We start from the raw sequence: 14,998 nt of genomic DNA, 5'->3' as shown, positions 1-14,998 counted from the left end.
CGGGTCTGTGCCGACGTCGGACGCCTCGCTCTCGCGTGCGTTCGTCGCTCGCAGACCGTGACCGACAGCGACCTGTGTGAAAGTGGGCGATCCTCGCGTGTCCCCGAAGGCTGAGTCAGAGGCGATCAGCGACGCAAGCTCCGTGTTCGGAGCGAACGAGTGGCTGGTCGACGAGCTCTACGAGCAGTACCTCCAGGACAAGAACGCGGTGGACCCCGCGTGGTGGGACTTCTTCGAGGACTACCGCCCGGCGGAGCGCGCCGAGTCCGCCCCCGCGGCCGACGCCCCCGCGGCGCCGGTGAACGGTGCCGCGTCCGCCGCCCCGGCGCCCACGGCACCGGCCGCGCCGGCACCCGCCGCGCCCGCCGCCGCGACGGACGGGTCCGCCGCGGCCGAGGCGGCGCAGCGCGTCAAGCCCCCGAAGCTCCCCGCCGACCCCGAGGTGAACGCGGCCGCCGAGGCCGTGCGGGCGACGCGTCCCGTCGCGACCGCGCAGCCGGCCACCGCGCCGTACGCCCAGGTGCCGGCGCGCAAGGTCGCGGGCGCCCCGGTGGCCGAGGCCGAGGCCGCCGCGGACGACGTGCAGAAGCTCCGTGGCCCCGCCGCGCGCGTCGTGACGAACATGGAGGCCAGCATCCAGGTGCCGACGGCGACGTCGGTGCGCGCGGTGCCGGCCAAGCTCATGGTCGACAACCGCATCGTCATCAACAACCACCTCGCGCGCGGCCGCGGCGGCAAGATCTCGTTCACGCACCTCATCGGGTTCGCGCTCGTCGAGGCGCTGAGCGACATGCCGGTGATGAACGCGAGCTACGCGCAGCTCGACGGCAAGCCCGCGGTGAACCAGCCCGCGCACGTCAACTTCGGTCTCGCGATCGACCTGGCCAAGCCGGACGGGTCGCGCCAGCTCCTCGTGCCGAGCATCAAGAAGGCCGAGACGATGGACTTCGCCCAGTTCTGGGCGGCCTACGAGGACCTCGTGCGCCGGGCGCGCGGGAGCAAGCTCGGCGTCGACGACTTCGCCGGGACGACGATCTCGCTGACCAACCCGGGTGGCATCGGCACCGTGCACTCGGTCCCGCGCCTCATGGCCGGCCAGGGCACGATCATCGGCGTCGGCGCGATGGACTACCCCGCCGAGTTCGCTGGGGCCTCGACCGAGCGCCTCGCGCGCCTGGGCATCTCGAAGGTCCTGACGATCACGTCGACCTACGACCACCGCATCATCCAGGGCGCGCAGTCGGGCGAGTTCCTGCGGATCCTGTCGCAGAAGCTCCTCGGCGAGGACGGCTTCTACGACCGCGTGTTCGCCGCGCTGCGCATCCCGTACGAGCCGGTGCGCTGGGTCCGCGACAACACGACGGACGCCGAGATCGAGGCGGCCAAGCCCGCGAAGATCGCGGAGCTCATCCACTCCTACCGGTCCCGCGGCCACCTCATGGCGGACACCGACCCGCTCGCGTACCGCCAGCGCAAGCACGGCGACCTGGACATCCAGAACCACGGCATGACGCTGTGGGACCTGGACCGGACGTTCCCCACGGGCGGGTTCGGCGGGAAGTCGAAGTCCTCGCTGCGCGACATCCTCGGCCTGCTGCGCGACTCCTACTGCCGCACCGTCGGCGTGGAGTACATGCATCTGGCCGACCGCACGCAGCGCAAGTGGCTCCAGGAGCGGCTCGAGTCGGGCTACGCCCGCACGCCGCGCGAGGACCAGCTCCGCATCCTGCGCCGCCTCAACTCGGCCGAGGCGTTCGAGACGTTCCTCCAGACGAAGTTCGTCGGGCAGAAGCGCTTCTCGCTCGAGGGCGGCGAGTCGGTGATCCCGCTGCTCGACGCCATCCTGTCGAAGGCGGCGGAGAACGGCCTCGACGAGGTCGGCATCGGCATGGCCCACCGTGGCCGCCTCAACGTGCTCGCCAACATCGCGGGCAAGAGCTACGCGCAGATCTTCGCGGAGTTCGAGGGCAACCTCGACCCGAAGAGCGTGCAGGGCTCGGGCGACGTGAAGTACCACCTCGGCACCGAGGGCGTCTTCACCGCGGAGAGCGGGGCGACGACGAAGGTCTACCTCGCGGCCAACCCGTCCCACCTCGAGGCGGTCGACCCGGTGCTCGAGGGCATCGTGCGCGCCAAGCAGGACCGCATCGACCTCGGCGGCGACGGCTTCTCCGTCCTGCCGATCCTCATCCACGGCGACGCGGCCTTCGCAGGCCAGGGCGTCGTGCCCGAGGTGCTCAACCTCGCGCAGCTGCGCGGGTACCGCACGGGCGGCACCGTGCACGTCATCATCAACAACCAGGTCGGGTTCACGACCGGTCCGTCGTCGTCCCGCTCGACGACGTACGCGACCGACGTCGCCAAGGGCTACCAGGTCCCGATCTTCCACGTGAACGGCGACGACCCCGAGGCGTGCGTGCGCGTCGCGGAGCTGGCCTTCGCGTTCCGCGAGCAGTTCGACCGCGACGTGATCATCGACCTGATCTGCTACCGCCGCCGCGGTCACAACGAGGGCGACGACCCCTCGATGACGCAGCCGCTCATGTACAACCTCATCGAGGCCAAGCGCTCGGTGCGCAAGCTCTACACCGAGAACCTCGTCGCGCGCGGCGACATCACGCTCGAGGAGGCCGAGCACGTCCTCCAGGACTACCAGGCCCAGCTCGAGCGGGTCTTCACGGAGACCAAGGAGGGCGGCTTCACGCCCGCCGCCGACCGCGAGCCGGTCGCCGGCCTCGAGCGCCCGGAGTCCCAGCTCGAGGACGCCGGCACGATGGTCGGCTGGAAGACGGCGATCGACCGCTCGGTCCTCGAGCGCGTCGGCCAGGTGCACGTCGCGCCGCCGGAGGGCTTCACCGTCCACCCCAAGCTCGCGCAGCTCCTCGAGAAGCGCCGGCAGATGTCCGTCGAGGGCGGCATCGACTGGGGCTTCGGCGAGCTCGCCGCGTTCGGCTCGCTCCTCGCGGAGGGCACCCCGGTGCGCCTCGCCGGTCAGGACTCGCGCCGCGGCACGTTCGTGCAGCGCCACGCCGTCCTGCACGACCGCGAGACGGGCGCCGAGTGGACGCCGCTGCTGTACCTGTCGGCGGACCAGGCCAAGTTCTGGGTCTACGACTCGTCGCTGTCGGAGTACGCCGCGCTCGGGTTCGAGTACGGCTACTCCGTCGAGCGCCCCGACGCGCTCGTGCTGTGGGAGGCGCAGTTCGGCGACTTCGTCAACGGCGCCCAGACGGTGATCGACGAGTTCATCTCGTCCGCCGAGCAGAAGTGGGGCCAGTACTCCTCGGTCGTCATGCTCCTCCCCCACGGCTACGAGGGCCAGGGGCCGGACCACTCGTCCGCGCGCATCGAGCGGTTCCTCCAGTTGGCCGCCGAGGACAACATGACGGTCGCGCAGCCGTCGACGCCCGCGTCGTACTTCCACCTGCTGCGCCAGCAGGCGTACGCGCGCCCGCGGCGTCCGCTCGTCGTCTTCACGCCGAAGCAGCTGCTGCGTCTCAAGGCCGCCGCGTCGAGCGTGGAGGACTTCACGACCGGCACGTTCCAGCCCGTCATCGCGGACGCGACGGCCGACCCGGCGAAGGTCGACCGCGTGCTGCTCAGCACGGGCCGTGTGTACTACGACCTCCTCGCCGAGCGCACCAAGCGCGGCGACGAGGGCGTGGCGCTCGTCCGCCTCGAGCAGCTCTACCCGCTCGACGTCGACGGCATCCGGGCCGAGCTCGCGAAGTACCCGGGCGCCGAGGTCGTGTGGGTCCAGGACGAGCCCGAGAACCAGGGCGCCTGGTCGTTCGTGCACATCAACCTGCCCGAGGACCTGCCGCGCGTGAGCGTCGTCTCGCGCCCGGCGTCGGCGTCGACCGCGGCCGGCACGGCGAAGAAGCACCAGGCCCAGCAGGCCGTGCTCCTGGAGCAGGCGTTCGCCCGCTGACGTCCGGGCCTCCGGCCCTGACCTGACGAAGGCCCCCTCCGTCGCGGAGGGGGCCTTCGTCGTCGGTGCGTGCGGCACGGTCGCCCGGGCGACGGTGACGTCCACCGCCGGCCGGTCGCCAGATCGGCCCGGGCCTCCGAGATCGCCCTCAGGGGGTCGATCCGGCGACGTCCGGGCCGATCTCGCAGGTCACCAGCGGTCGTGGATCTTCGCGCGCAGGTGCTCGTCGTAGATCTCGCGCACACCCGAGGTGAAGAGCGGGCCGAGGACGTCCGCGTCCCCGGCCGCGGCGTTGGCCCGTGCCTGCTCGACGCTGCGCGCACCGGGGATCACGGTGGACACGCCGGGCTGCTGCCAGACCCACGCGATCGCGACCTGGGCGGGCGTGAGGTCCTGCCCGACGACGTCGTGCACGAGCGTGGTGAACTCGCCGGCCGCCTGGACGCCGGTCTCGAAGTCGACGCCCGAGAAGGTCTCGCCGACGTCGAACGCGCTCCCGTCGCGGTTGTACGTGCGGTGGTCGTCGGCCGCGAACGTCGTGTCCTTCGTGTACTTCCCGGACAGCAGGCCGGACGCGAGCGGCACGCGAGCGATGACGCCGACCCCGGCGGCGGACGCGGCGGGCAGGACGGCGTCGAGCGGCTTGAGACGGAACGCGTTGAGGATGATCTGCACGGTCGCGACGCCGGGGCGCGCGATCGCGGTGAGCGCCTCGTCGACGGTCTCGACGCTCACGCCGTAGCTCGCGATCGCGCCCTCAGCGACCAGGGTGTCGAGGCCGTCGTAGACCTCGTCGCGCGAGTAGACCGCCGTCGGGGGGCAGTGGAGCTGAACGAGGTCGAGACGGTCGGTGCGCAGGTTGCGGCGCGACCGGTCGGTCCACTCGCGGAACTTCGCGAGCGTGTAGTTGTCCGCGTCCTGAGCCTCGCGGCGCCCCATCTTCGTCGCGACGGTGATCGCGTGGCCCGGGTTGTCCGCGAGGTAGCCGCCGATGATCTGCTCGCTGCGGCCGTCGCCGTAGACGTCCGCGGTGTCGAAGAACGTCACGCCGGCCGCGGCGGAGGCGTCGAGGACGGCGCGCGCGTCGTCCTCGCTCACGTCGCCCCAGTCGGCGCCGAGCTGCCAGGTTCCCAGTCCGACGACCGAGACGAGCCGTCCCGTGCGTCCGAGCACCTGTCGTTCCATCGTTCCTCCTCGTGCTGCGTCGGGTACGCCGGGAGACACACCCGGGCACCGAGTCTGACTGCCGAGCGCGCATCGCGCACCCGCGCACGCCGAGTACCGTATGTGAGCGTGAACACCCATGCCCCCTCGGGGACCCAGGTCCGCATCGCCCACGGCGAGCACGCAGCGACGATCACCGAGGTGGGAGCGGCCGTGCGCGAGTACGCGGTCGGCGACCGGCCCGTCTTCACCCCGTTCGCCGAGGACGAGGTCGCGCCCGCGTTCAACGGGGCCGTGCTGCTCCCCTGGCCCAACCGGCTGCGCGACGGCGCGTACGAGGTGGACGGCACGGCGTACCAGGTGCCCGTGTCGGAGCCCGGCCGCTCCACCGCGCTGCACGGGCTCACCTGCTGGCAGCGCTGGGTCGTCGTCGAGCACGAGGCCTCGTACGCGACGCTCGAGCTGCACCTGCCGCCGTCACCCGGCTACCCGTTCGACCTCGTGACGCGCGTGACCTACTCGCTCGACGACGCGGGGCTGCGCGTCCACGTGCGCACGACGAACGTCGGCGTCGCGACCGCGCCGTACGGCATCGGCTTCCACCCGTGGCTCTCGGCGGACGGCGCGAACCTCGACGAGTGCACGCTGCGCCTGGACGCCGCGACCCGCGTCACGACCGACGACCGGCTGCTGCCCACGGGCACCGAGCCCGCCGCGGGGAGCTTCGACCTGCGCGAGCCGCGCCTGCTCGCGGGCGTCGACCTGGACGACGCCTACGTCGACGTGCTGCGCGACGCCGACGGCCTGTCCTGGATGCGGCTCGGGGCCCCCGACGGCCGGACGGCCGCCGTCTGGATGGACGGCTCGATGGACACGTGGCAGGTGTGCACGGGCGACCACGTCGGGGACGTCGCGTTCCGCCGGTCCGGCGTCGCCGCCGAGCCGATGAGCTGCATCGCGGACGCGTTCCGCACCGGCGAGCGCCTCGTCCGGCTCGCACCGGGCGCCTCGCACGAGGTCACGTGGGGCGCGACGCTGCTCTGAACCGACAGCCGTGGGCGGTCCGTCCGATATGCCCGGCTGGACACGCCGTCGGCGCCCGACCGGATCGACCGGCGGGGCCCGCGTCGGGGAGAATGTCGCCCGTGGAAGACGCGGTGAGTCGTGAGGTACGGATCTGCGTCGTCGGCGACGAGCTGAGCGCCGGCGTCGGCGACGCGAAGGCACTGGGGTGGGCGGGGCGCGTCGTCGCACGCACGCGCTTCCCCCAGCCGGCGTACGTGTTCCCGCTGGCCATCCCCGGCGAGACGACGACGGCGCTCAGCCAGCGCTGGGAGGCGGAGACGGCGCGGCGGTTCGCGCCCGAGCCGGACGTGGACAACCGCCTCGTCATCGGCCTCGGTCGCCACGACCTCGACGCTGGGCTCTCGGTCGCACGCTCGCGCCTCAACCTCGCGAACGTGCTCGACGTCGCGGAGTCGCACCGCCTGCCGACGTTCGTCGTGGGACCCCCGCCCGGTCACGCCCGGGACGCCGAGCGGCTCGCCGAGCTCTCGCACGCCTTCTCGGACGTCGCGAACCGGCGTCGCGTGCCGTACGTCGACACGTTCAGCCCGCTCGTCACGCACGAGCAGTGGCTCGCGGACCTCGCGCAGAGCGGCAACGGGTTCCCCGGTCAGGCGGGCTACGGGCTCATGGCCTGGCTCGTGCTGCACACGGGCTGGCACGCCTGGCTGGGCCTGCCCGACGACACGGTCTGACGCCTCGCGCACGACGACGGCCCGCCGCCCGGGAGCGATCCCGGGGCGACGGGCCGTCGTCGTCGGTGAGTCAGCCGCGCGAGACGGTGAGGTCGCCCGAGACGGTGTTGGCCGAGACGTACGCACCGCCGGCGCCCGGCTGGTCGACGTGGTCGACCGACGTCGTGCGCTGCGCGGAGGAGTCGAGACGCACGCCGTCGAGCACCGCCTTGCCCGTGACGCTGCGGGCCTTGAGGTTGACCGGCGAGCCGGCGCCGAGGCGCACGGCCACGTCGCCCGAGACGGTGCGCGCGTCGACGAGCGGGGTGCTCTCGCGCGCGACGACCTCGACGCCGCTCGTCACGGTGTTCACGGACACCCGGCCGAGCGTCCCGCCGAGCGTGACCGCCCCGGACGCGGTGCTCACGTGGACGTCGCCGACGTGCTCGCCGACGTCGACCGCGCCGGTCGCCGTCTTGATCGACGCCGTGCCCGACACGCCCTGGACCCGGACGGCGCCCGTGGCCGTGGTCACGGACAGGTCCGCCTGCGTGCCGAGGACGCTCGCGGTGGCACGCGCCGTCGTCACCTTGACCGGCACGTGGGCGGGGACCGTCAGGCGCACGACGGCGCGGTCCTTGTCGCGCAGGCCCTTCGCCCGCTCGACGAGGCCCTCGACGCCGGCGAAGTCGTAGCCGACGCGCAGCTCGCCGTCGTGCACGCTCGCCTGGAGCGGACGCTCGGACACCTCGCTGACGTAGAGGTGGGCCCCGGCCTCGCGCGCGGGGTCGGCGACGACGTCGACCGCGCCGTCCGTGAGCTGGACGACGACGCGCCGGACGTCGGCGACGTCGACGGTCTGGGGGGCGTTGATGACCCAGGACTCGGTGCTCATGCGCTTCTCCTCGTTCGGTTCCGTGGTTCGGGGGTTCGGTGCTGTGTCGTTCGTCGAGGGGTACTCGTGATCGTCGGTCAGGGCAGCGTCGCTCGCACGGCCTTGCGCGCGCTGTCGAGGACGGTGCGCAAGGTGTCGACCGTGAGCTCCGAGACGACGCTCGCGGCGTCGGCCCGGCGCAGGTCCGCGCGCACGTCCTCGCGAAAGCGCTGCAGCACGGCCTCGGCCTCCATGCGCCACGCGTAGGACTCGCGACGACGCGGGTCGGGCTCGCCCTCGCGGGGCCGCGCGCGCGCCGTCTGGGCGGCGGCCGCGAGCTCGGCCCGCAGGCCCTGGAGCGACCCCTGCACGTCGGCGCGCAGCGCCTCGGCCCGCTGCCGCACCGTCTCGGCGATGCCGTGCTCCAGGGCGGCGACGTCGTCGCGGCGCGCCTCGATCTCCGCGCGGCCGGCCGGCGTCAGCTCGTACGTCGTCTTGCGACCGTCCGCGCTGCGGTGCACGAGACCCTCGTCCTCGAGCCGCGCGAGACGCGGGTAGATGGTCCCGGCACTCGGCCGGTACGTGCCCCCGAAGCGGTCCGAGAGCTCCGTGATGAGCTCGTAGCCGTGCTTGGGCCCGGAGTCGAGCAGCGCCAGCAGGTAGAGCCGGAGCTGGCCGTGGGCGAAGACCGTGGCCATCAGCGGTCCACCGGTCCGCTCGACGGCGCGGCGCTCCCGGCTCCCGGGCTCCCCCACGCGGGGGCGTCCGCGTCGGCGGGGGCGTCCTCGACCGGGTTCCCGTCCCACGGGGTCCCGTCAGGCGCCCCGCGCAGGACGGTCACGTCGCCGGAGACGGCGGAGACCCGGACCGGCGAGCCCTTCCCGTGCCGTGCGGGCTGGTGGAACGAGCGCGCGGACCCGCGCTGCTCCGCGCCGTCCACGAGGAGGCGCCCGCTCACGCAGCGGATCGCGTAGTCCATCGCGTCCGGGTCGGGCAGGCGCACGAGCACGTCGGCGGAGACCGCGCTCACGGTGATCTCGGACGGCGTCGTGCGGGTGTCGACGGTGACGGAACCCGAGACCGAGTCGAGCCGCAGCGAGCGCAGCGCGCCCGTGGCCGTGAGCCCGCCGGACACGGAGTCCATGCGGACCGCGCCGTCGTGCTCGCTCGCCGACACCTCCCCCGAGACCGTGTCGACACGGAGCTCGCCGCGCGTGCGGCTCGTCATCACGGAGCCGGAGACGGTCGCCAGCCGGGCGCCGTCGCGCACGCCCGCGACGAGGGCCTCGCCCTGCACCGTCGCGACCTTGACCGCCGTCGTCGCCGGGACGGCCACGTGCACGTCGGCCGCGTCCTTCCCGGTGTACGTGCGGAACCGCTCGAGGAAGCCCTTCCAGCCGGCGACGAACGACCCGTAGCCGACCCGGAGCGTGGTGCCGTCGAGGCGTACCTCCAAGGGGCGACCGACGACCGAGTGCACCTCGACGCGCGTGTCGGTGCGCGTCGGGTCGTCGTGGGCGACGACGTCGAGGCGCCCACCGATGACCGTCGCGTCGAGCGCCGTCACGCGCGCGAGGTCGATGGCCTGCGGACCGGTGACGGTCCAGGTCTCCTGCGTCATCCCGCGCTCCGTCCTGGTCGGTGCGCCGCGGGGCCGGACGACGGCCCGGACGTGGCGGCGACACTCGCGATATATCTCGTTTACCAACACGATATATCGCGTGCTCGGGCCTGGCAAGGGGTCACGTGTGGGACCATGGGAGGCGGACTGGACAGCCGAGACCGGTCGTTCCACGTCGAGAACCGCCGAGACCGGCAACCCTCCCCGACCGTCAGGAGAACACCATGAGCAAGCGCGGACGCAAGCGTCGCAGCCGCAAGGGCAACGCCGCGAACCACGGCAAGCGCCCCAACGCCTGAGCCGACGCACCCCTGCGGGGGATGCCGAGAGGGCCCGGACCGACGTCGTCGGTCCGGGCCCTCTCTCGTCGTCGTGCGGTGGCGGACGACGACGGGGTTCTCAGCGGGTCTCCACGACCGTCGTCGTCGTGACCATGACGGTGAGCTGCGTGTGGATGCGCTCCCGCAGCCCCGCGGGCGCCTTCTCGTGGCACGAGCGGCGCACGAGCTGCTTGACGAGCTCCTCGACGCTCAGCTCGGCGAGGCACGGCGAGCAGTGCGCGACGTGCGCACGCATGCGCAGCTCGTCGTCCGGCGTCATCTCCGAGTCGAGGTACTCGTAGAGGTGCGTGAGCGCGTGCTCGCACTCGGACTCCCCCGCGGTCGAGTGCGGGATGGGCGTCACCGACTCCGCGACCGGGACGTTCCCGGGGTTCCGGTTCTCCGACGTGCTCACGACTCACCTCCGGGGCTCTTGGCCCCCACCAGTCCTCGCCTCGCGGCGTAGTCGGCCAGCAGCTCTCGCAGCTGGCGCCTGCCTCGGTGCAGGCGGGACATGACCGTACCGATCGGTGTCCCCATGATCTCCGCGATCTCCTTGTACGGGAAGCCCTCGACGTCCGCGTAGTACACGACCATGCGTCGGTCCTCGGGCAGCTCCTGCAGCGCGCGCTTCACGTCCGAGTCCGGCAGGCGGTCGAGCGCCTCCGCCTCGGCGGAGCGCAGCCCCTGCGACGTGTGCGACGCGGCGCGCGCGATCTGCCAGTCCTCGACGTCGTCCGTCTGGGCCTGCTGCGGCTCGCGCTGCTTCTTGCGGTAGGTGTTGATGAACGTGTTCGTGAGGATGCGGTACAGCCACGCCTTGAGGTTCGTGCCCGGCCGGTACTGGTGGAACGCCGCGAACGCCTTCGCGAACGTCTCCTGCACCAGGTCCTCGGCGTCCGACGGGTTGCGCGTCATGCGCAGCGCCGCGGAGTAGAGCTGGTCGAGGTACTGCAGCGCGTCCTGCTCGAACCGCGCGGCGCGCTCGGCGTCGCTCTCGGCCCGCGGCGCGCGGTTCGTGTCCTCGGCGTCGGTGGCGTCCGCGGGCAGCGCCGTACCCTCGACCGGCGTCGTTCCCGACGTCGTCGCGGGGCTGCCGGAGACGTCGCTGCCGGAGATTCGCTCTGTCATCAACAACGAGCCTAGTCCCCTGTTCGTCTGGGTGTCCGGTGACGTGACCGGTGCCGACCACGCGGCGGCGAACGCCGCGTCCGTCGTCGACGCCTCGCGGGTCGACGACGCGGCCCGGGCAGCGGGTGCGGAGGTATCGAGCACGACGGTCACGAGTGGTGCAACCCGAGTACGCCCTCGCGCATTCCCGCCGCACGGGCCGCCGTCGGGCGATCCCGGCGCGGCCCCGGGCGCGCGGTGGGCGCGGCGTCGCTAGCGTGGCGCCATGACGACCTCGCAGACCCCGTCCCGCTTCCTCACCCTGCTGCGCGAGCAGGTCGGGCACGAGCTCGACGCGCACCAGCAGTACATCGCGATCGCCGTGTGGTTCGACGCGCACGACCTGCCGCAGCTCGCCGCGCACTTCTACCGGCAGTCGGTGGAGGAGCGCAACCACGCGATGATGATCGTGCAGTACCACCTCGACCGGGACCTGCCCGTCGAGATCCCCGGCTCCGGACCGGTCCGCAACGACTTCGCGGACGTCGTCGAGCCCCTGCGCCTCGCGCTCGACCAGGAGAAGCAGGTCACGGCCCAGATCGAGGCGATCTTCCGCGCCGCGCGCGAGGAGGGCGACGCCCTGGGCGAGCAGTTCCTCCTGTGGTTCCTCAAGGAGCAGGTGGAGGAGGTCGCGTCCGCGACGACGCTGCTCACCGTGGCGCAGCGCGCGGGCGACAACCTGTTCGACCTCGAGAACTTCGTCGCGCGCGAGACGATCGGCGACTCCGGCGAGTCGGCCGACGCGCCCGAGGCCGCCGGCGGTGCGCTCTGACGAGCCGTCGTGACGTGGGCCTCACGGCCCGTGGGTGGCGCCGTCCCGACCGGCGCGGCAGGCTGGGACCGACCGGCGGACGCCCGAGGCGGACACCGGCGAGTCACCGGCGATGAGGAGAGAACCGATGCTGCTGCGTCACCTCGCGAGGCCCATGCTGGCCTCGTGGTTCGTCTACGACGGGGTCCAGGCCGCGCTCAAGCCCGCCGAGCACGTGCGAGCCGCGCGCTCGGGCGTCGAGCTCGTCGAGAAGAGCGCCGGCATCGAGGCCCCGCTCAGCGAGAAGCAGGTCACGGCGCTCGTGCGTGCGCACGGGGCAGCCACCGCGGTCGCGGGGCTGTTCCTCGCCGTCGGGAAGGCTCCCCGCACCGCCGCCCTGACGCTCGCCGCGCTCACCGTCCCGCTCGCCGTCGTCAACCAGCCCTTCACGTCCGGCGAGGCGACGCGCGCCGAGCGCACGCGCAAGTTCGTCGCGAACGTCGGGGCCATCGGGGCGGCGCTCATCGCGGGCGCGGACTACGAGGGCCGCCCGGGCGTGCAGTGGCGTCTCGAGAAGGCCCGGCACGACCTCGCGCTCGCCCGGCAGGCGAAGCAGGGGGCCGTCGTCGCGGGCACGAAGGGCGCCGTGAAGGATGTCTCGTCCTCGGTGCGGGGCGCGGCGAAGGAGGCGGGGCGTTCCACGAAGGACGCCGCGAAGGAGGCGGCCCGCTCCGCGAGGCGTGCCACCAAGGCCGCGCAGGAGGCCGCCGAGCACGCTGCCAGCCTCGCCGCGGGTGCCGTGCACGACGCCGAGGCCGCGGTCCGCGCGAAGGTCGCCTGACACCGGAGGCGACCCGTCCGTCCGGCGGGACCGTCCGCCGTCGGACGGTGCGCCTCCACTAGCCTGGAGGCCATGACGACCACGCCCTCCGCCGCGCCCGTGCCCCCCTCCGCCGACCAGGGCTGGGCCGCGCCCACGGCGGACGGGCCGCTCGACGCGACGGTCGAGGTCCCGGGCTCGAAGTCGCTGACGAACCGGCTGCTCGTGCTCGCCGCGCTCGCGGACGGGCCGGGGACGCTGCGCGGCGCCCTGCGCAGCCGCGACGCGGACCTCATGATCGCCGCCCTGCGCACGCTGGGGGTCGCCGTCGAGGAGGGGGCGTCGCCGAGCGAGCTGCTCGTCACGCCCGGCGCGCTGCGCGGGCCGGTGGAGGTCGACTGCGGCCTGGCGGGCACCGTCATGCGCTTCCTCCCGCCGCTCGCGGCGCTCGCCGACGGCGCGGTGCGCTTCGACGGCGACGCGGAGGCGCGCGTTCGCCCCATGGGCCCGGTGCTCGCAGCGCTCAGCGCGCTCGACGTCCCGGTCGAGGGCGACGGCGACGGGCTGCCGACGACGCTCCCCTTCACGATCCGCGGCCGCGGCCGGGTGCGCGGCGGGTCGGTCGACGTCGACGCGTCGGCGTCGAGCCAGTTCGTCTCCGGGCTCCTGCTCGCCGCGGCACGCTACGACCAGGGCCTCACCGTGCGGCACATCGGCCACACGCTGCCGAGCATCCCCCACATCGAGATGACGGTGGCGGTCCTGCGCGAGGTGGGCGTCGTCGTCGACGACTCGCGGCCGGCGATCTGGCGGGTCGAGCCGGGCCCGATCGCGGCGCGCGACGTGCAGGTCGAGCCCGACCTGTCGAACGCCGCGCCGTTCCTCGCGGCCGCGCTCGTCGCGGGCGGCACCGTGCGCGTCACGGGCTGGCCGACGGCGACGACCCAGCCCGGCGCGATGGTCCCCGAGCTGCTCGAGTCCATGGGCGCCACCGCGTCCCTCGACGGCGACGTGCTGTCCGTGACGGGCACGGGCGAGGTGCGCGGCGTCGACGTGGACCTGCACGCCGCCGGCGAGCTCGCGCCGACGATCGCGGCGCTGGCCACCCTCGCCGACTCCCCCAGCCGCCTGCGCGGCATCGCCCACCTGCGCGGGCACGAGACCGACCGGCTCGCCGCGCTCGCGACCGAGATCACGCGCCTCGGCGGGCAGGCGGAGGAGACGCGCGACGGCCTCGTCATCACGCCGCGCCCGCTGCACGGCGCGCTGTTCCGCACCTACCACGACCACCGCATGGCGACGTCCGCGGCCGTCATCGGCCTGCGCGTCCCGGGGGTCGGCATCGAGAACGTCGAGACGACGGCCAAGACGCTGCCCGGGTTCGCGGGGATGTGGGAGCGCATGCTCGGGGGCGGGACCGGATCCGGCACGGGAGCGGCGGCCCGCTGATGGCGCGCCGCGTCCCGGACGAGTCCGACTTCCGCTCGCGCCCCGGCAAGCGCGGCAGCAGGCCCCGCACCAAGCAGCGGCCCGAGCACGCGGACGCGGTGACGGGGTTCGTCACGGGCGTGGACCGGGGGCGCTACACGCTGCTCGTCGGCGGAGGAGACCAGGACGAGCACGTCGCGGCCGGTGAGGAGCGCACGGTGGTCGCGATGAAGGCCCGCGACATCGGCCGCACGCGGGTGGTCTGCGGAGACCGGGTCGACCTCGTGGGGGACGTCAGCGGCGACGACGGCACGCTCGCCCGGATCGTGCGGATCCAGGAGCGCTCGTCGGTCCTGCGGCGCACGGCCGACGACACCGACCCGTACGAGCGGGTCGTCGTCGCGAACGCCGACCAGCTCGTGATCGTCACCGCTCTCGCCGACCCGGAGCCGCGCACGCGCATGATCGACCGGTGCGTCGTCGCCGCGTACGACGCCGGCATGGACGTCCTCCTGTGCCTCACCAAGGCGGACCTCGCCGACCCGGGACCCCTGCGGGCGCTGTACGAGCCGCTCGGGGTGTCCGTCGTCGTGACACGCCGCGCGCCGGACGGCCTGGCGCCGGACGGCTGGGCGATCGAGCCTCTCGGGGCGGTCCGCGAGGCGCTGGCCGGGCGCACGTCGGTGTTCGTCGGGCACTCGGGCGTCGGCAAGTCGACCCTCGTCAACGCGCTCGTCCCGGACGCGCAGCGCGCGACGGGCCACGTCAACGACGTCACGGGGCGCGGCCGCCACACGTCGACGTCGGCCGTCGCGCTGCGCCTGCCGGGCGGCGGGTGGGTCATCGACACGCCCGGCGTGCGGTCGTTCGGGCTCGCGCACGTGCAGGTCGAGCACCTGCTGCGCGCGTTCGAGGACCTCGACGCCGTCGCCGCGGACTGCCCGCGCGGGTGCACGCACCTCGACGACGCCCCGGACTGCGCGCTCGACGACTGGGTCGAGACGTCACCGGACGACGAGACCCGTGCCGCGCGTGCCGCCCGGCTCGAGTCGTTCCGCCGCGTGCTCGCGTCGCGCACCGGCGCGGCCTGAGCACGCACCACCCCGGCGCCGCACCGTCCCGGCACCGCACCGCCCCCGCGCGAGGCCCGCGCGGCGACTCCCCCACCGGGACCCGCACC

14 protein-coding genes are annotated in these 14,998 nt (G+C 73.6%); 8 read left to right on the top strand and 6 right to left on the bottom strand.

Annotated elements, in window-relative coordinates:
* Positions 1-142 precede the first annotated feature (142 nt).
* Positions 143-3,931, top strand: a complete 3,789-nt coding sequence (locus FIC82_RS08055) for a multifunctional oxoglutarate decarboxylase/oxoglutarate dehydrogenase thiamine pyrophosphate-binding subunit/dihydrolipoyllysine-residue succinyltransferase subunit (RefSeq protein WP_253691609.1) — start codon at positions 143-145, stop codon at positions 3,929-3,931.
* A gap of 189 nt (positions 3,932-4,120) precedes the next feature.
* Here the strand turns inward: FIC82_RS08055 and FIC82_RS08050 are convergent, their stop codons facing one another.
* Complete coding sequence (locus tag FIC82_RS08050; RefSeq protein ID WP_154798208.1) at positions 4,121-5,116, bottom strand: aldo/keto reductase; 996 nt, start codon at positions 5,114-5,116, stop codon at positions 4,121-4,123.
* Positions 5,117-5,224: 108 nt separating this feature from the next.
* Here FIC82_RS08050 and FIC82_RS08045 point away from each other — a divergent pair, with 108 nt between their 5' ends.
* Together FIC82_RS08045 and FIC82_RS08040 are read left to right on the top strand one after the other, a co-directional pair.
* Positions 5,225-6,139, top strand: coding sequence for an aldose 1-epimerase family protein (locus tag FIC82_RS08045; protein ID WP_253691607.1), 915 nt, complete (start codon positions 5,225-5,227; stop codon positions 6,137-6,139).
* A 92-nt stretch (positions 6,140-6,231) separates the two neighbouring features.
* Positions 6,232-6,855 carry a GDSL-type esterase/lipase family protein gene (locus tag FIC82_RS08040; protein ID WP_154798207.1) on the top strand — a complete coding sequence of 208 codons (624 nt, stop codon included), beginning with the start codon at positions 6,232-6,234 and terminating at the stop codon, positions 6,853-6,855.
* A 70-nt stretch (positions 6,856-6,925) separates the two neighbouring features.
* Here the strand turns inward: FIC82_RS08040 and FIC82_RS08035 are convergent, their stop codons facing one another.
* The 3 genes from FIC82_RS08035 to FIC82_RS08025 form a co-directional block, all read right to left on the bottom strand.
* A complete protein-coding gene (locus FIC82_RS08035) occupies positions 6,926-7,729 on the bottom strand; it encodes a DUF4097 family beta strand repeat-containing protein (protein WP_154798206.1) in 804 nt (267 codons plus the stop codon).
* A 77-nt stretch (positions 7,730-7,806) separates the two neighbouring features.
* Positions 7,807-8,406: a PadR family transcriptional regulator gene (locus FIC82_RS08030; RefSeq protein ID WP_154798205.1), complete on the bottom strand. Its 600-nt coding sequence runs from the start codon at positions 8,404-8,406 to the stop codon at positions 7,807-7,809.
* A complete protein-coding gene (locus FIC82_RS08025; protein WP_154798204.1) occupies positions 8,406-9,329 on the bottom strand; it encodes a DUF4097 family beta strand repeat-containing protein in 924 nt (307 codons plus the stop codon). The genes FIC82_RS08030 and FIC82_RS08025 overlap by 1 nt, the downstream gene beginning before the upstream one ends.
* A gap of 224 nt (positions 9,330-9,553) precedes the next feature.
* On the opposite strand from FIC82_RS08025, the gene FIC82_RS21335 reads away from it, so the two are divergent.
* Positions 9,554-9,628, top strand: a complete 75-nt coding sequence (locus tag FIC82_RS21335; protein ID WP_099052597.1) for a 50S ribosomal protein bL37 — start codon at positions 9,554-9,556, stop codon at positions 9,626-9,628.
* A 100-nt stretch (positions 9,629-9,728) separates the two neighbouring features.
* Here FIC82_RS21335 and rsrA read toward each other — a convergent pair whose 3' ends face one another.
* Complete coding sequence (rsrA, locus tag FIC82_RS08020; RefSeq protein ID WP_253691603.1) at positions 9,729-10,064, bottom strand: mycothiol system anti-sigma-R factor; 336 nt, start codon at positions 10,062-10,064, stop codon at positions 9,729-9,731.
* A complete protein-coding gene (locus tag FIC82_RS08015; RefSeq protein ID WP_253691601.1) occupies positions 10,061-10,780 on the bottom strand; it encodes a sigma-70 family RNA polymerase sigma factor in 720 nt (239 codons plus the stop codon). The genes rsrA and FIC82_RS08015 overlap by 4 nt, the downstream gene beginning before the upstream one ends.
* 265 nt (positions 10,781-11,045) lie before the next feature.
* Here FIC82_RS08015 and FIC82_RS08010 point away from each other — a divergent pair, with 265 nt between their 5' ends.
* The 4 genes from FIC82_RS08010 to rsgA all read left to right on the top strand — a co-directional run bounded on the left by FIC82_RS08010 (position 11,046) and on the right by rsgA (position 14,909).
* The gene (locus FIC82_RS08010) at positions 11,046-11,591 is read left to right on the top strand and encodes a ferritin (protein ID WP_154798202.1); all 546 of its coding nucleotides are present in this window, start codon (positions 11,046-11,048) and stop codon (positions 11,589-11,591) included.
* 127 nt (positions 11,592-11,718) lie between these two features.
* On the top strand, positions 11,719-12,411 hold the full coding sequence (locus tag FIC82_RS08005; protein ID WP_154798201.1) for a DoxX family membrane protein: 693 nt from the start codon (positions 11,719-11,721) through the stop codon (positions 12,409-12,411).
* A 72-nt stretch (positions 12,412-12,483) separates the two neighbouring features.
* Complete coding sequence (gene aroA / locus FIC82_RS08000) at positions 12,484-13,839, top strand: 3-phosphoshikimate 1-carboxyvinyltransferase (RefSeq protein ID WP_154798200.1); 1,356 nt, start codon at positions 12,484-12,486, stop codon at positions 13,837-13,839.
* Positions 13,839-14,909 (top strand): ribosome small subunit-dependent GTPase A, encoded by a 1,071-nt coding sequence (gene rsgA / locus FIC82_RS07995; RefSeq protein WP_154798199.1) that lies wholly within the window; start codon positions 13,839-13,841, stop codon positions 14,907-14,909. Before aroA ends, rsgA begins: the two co-directional genes overlap by 1 nt.
* Positions 14,910-14,998 lie beyond the last annotated feature (89 nt).

Origin of the sequence: Cellulosimicrobium protaetiae, from assembly GCF_009708005.2 — a bacterium.
Lineage (GTDB): Bacteria > Actinomycetota > Actinomycetes > Actinomycetales > Cellulomonadaceae > Cellulosimicrobium > Cellulosimicrobium protaetiae.
Note: the sequence above shows the minus strand (reverse complement) of the source record. Positions and strands in the feature narration are given on the sequence as shown.

Bases quoted from the DNA above. Each gene is read 5' to 3' on its own strand.
- FIC82_RS08050 (WP_154798208.1), bottom strand. From the start codon at position 5,116: ATGGAACGACAGGTGCTCGGACGCACGGGACGGCTCGTCTCGGTCGTC.
- FIC82_RS08040 (WP_154798207.1), top strand. From the start codon at position 6,232: ATGTCGCCCGTGGAAGACGCGGTGAGTCGTGAGGTACGGATCTGCGTC.
- FIC82_RS08035 (WP_154798206.1), bottom strand. From the start codon at position 7,729: ATGAGCACCGAGTCCTGGGTCATCAACGCCCCCCAGACCGTCGACGTC.
- FIC82_RS08030 (WP_154798205.1), bottom strand. From the start codon at position 8,406: ATGGCCACGGTCTTCGCCCACGGCCAGCTCCGGCTCTACCTGCTGGCG.
- FIC82_RS08025 (WP_154798204.1), bottom strand. From the start codon at position 9,329: ATGACGCAGGAGACCTGGACCGTCACCGGTCCGCAGGCCATCGACCTC.
- FIC82_RS08015 (WP_253691601.1), bottom strand. From the start codon at position 10,780: ATGACAGAGCGAATCTCCGGCAGCGACGTCTCCGGCAGCCCCGCGACG.
- FIC82_RS08010 (WP_154798202.1), top strand. From the start codon at position 11,046: ATGACGACCTCGCAGACCCCGTCCCGCTTCCTCACCCTGCTGCGCGAG.
- FIC82_RS08005 (WP_154798201.1), top strand. From the start codon at position 11,719: ATGCTGCTGCGTCACCTCGCGAGGCCCATGCTGGCCTCGTGGTTCGTC.
- aroA (WP_154798200.1), top strand. From the start codon at position 12,484: ATGACGACCACGCCCTCCGCCGCGCCCGTGCCCCCCTCCGCCGACCAG.
- rsgA (WP_154798199.1), top strand. From the start codon at position 13,839: ATGGCGCGCCGCGTCCCGGACGAGTCCGACTTCCGCTCGCGCCCCGGC.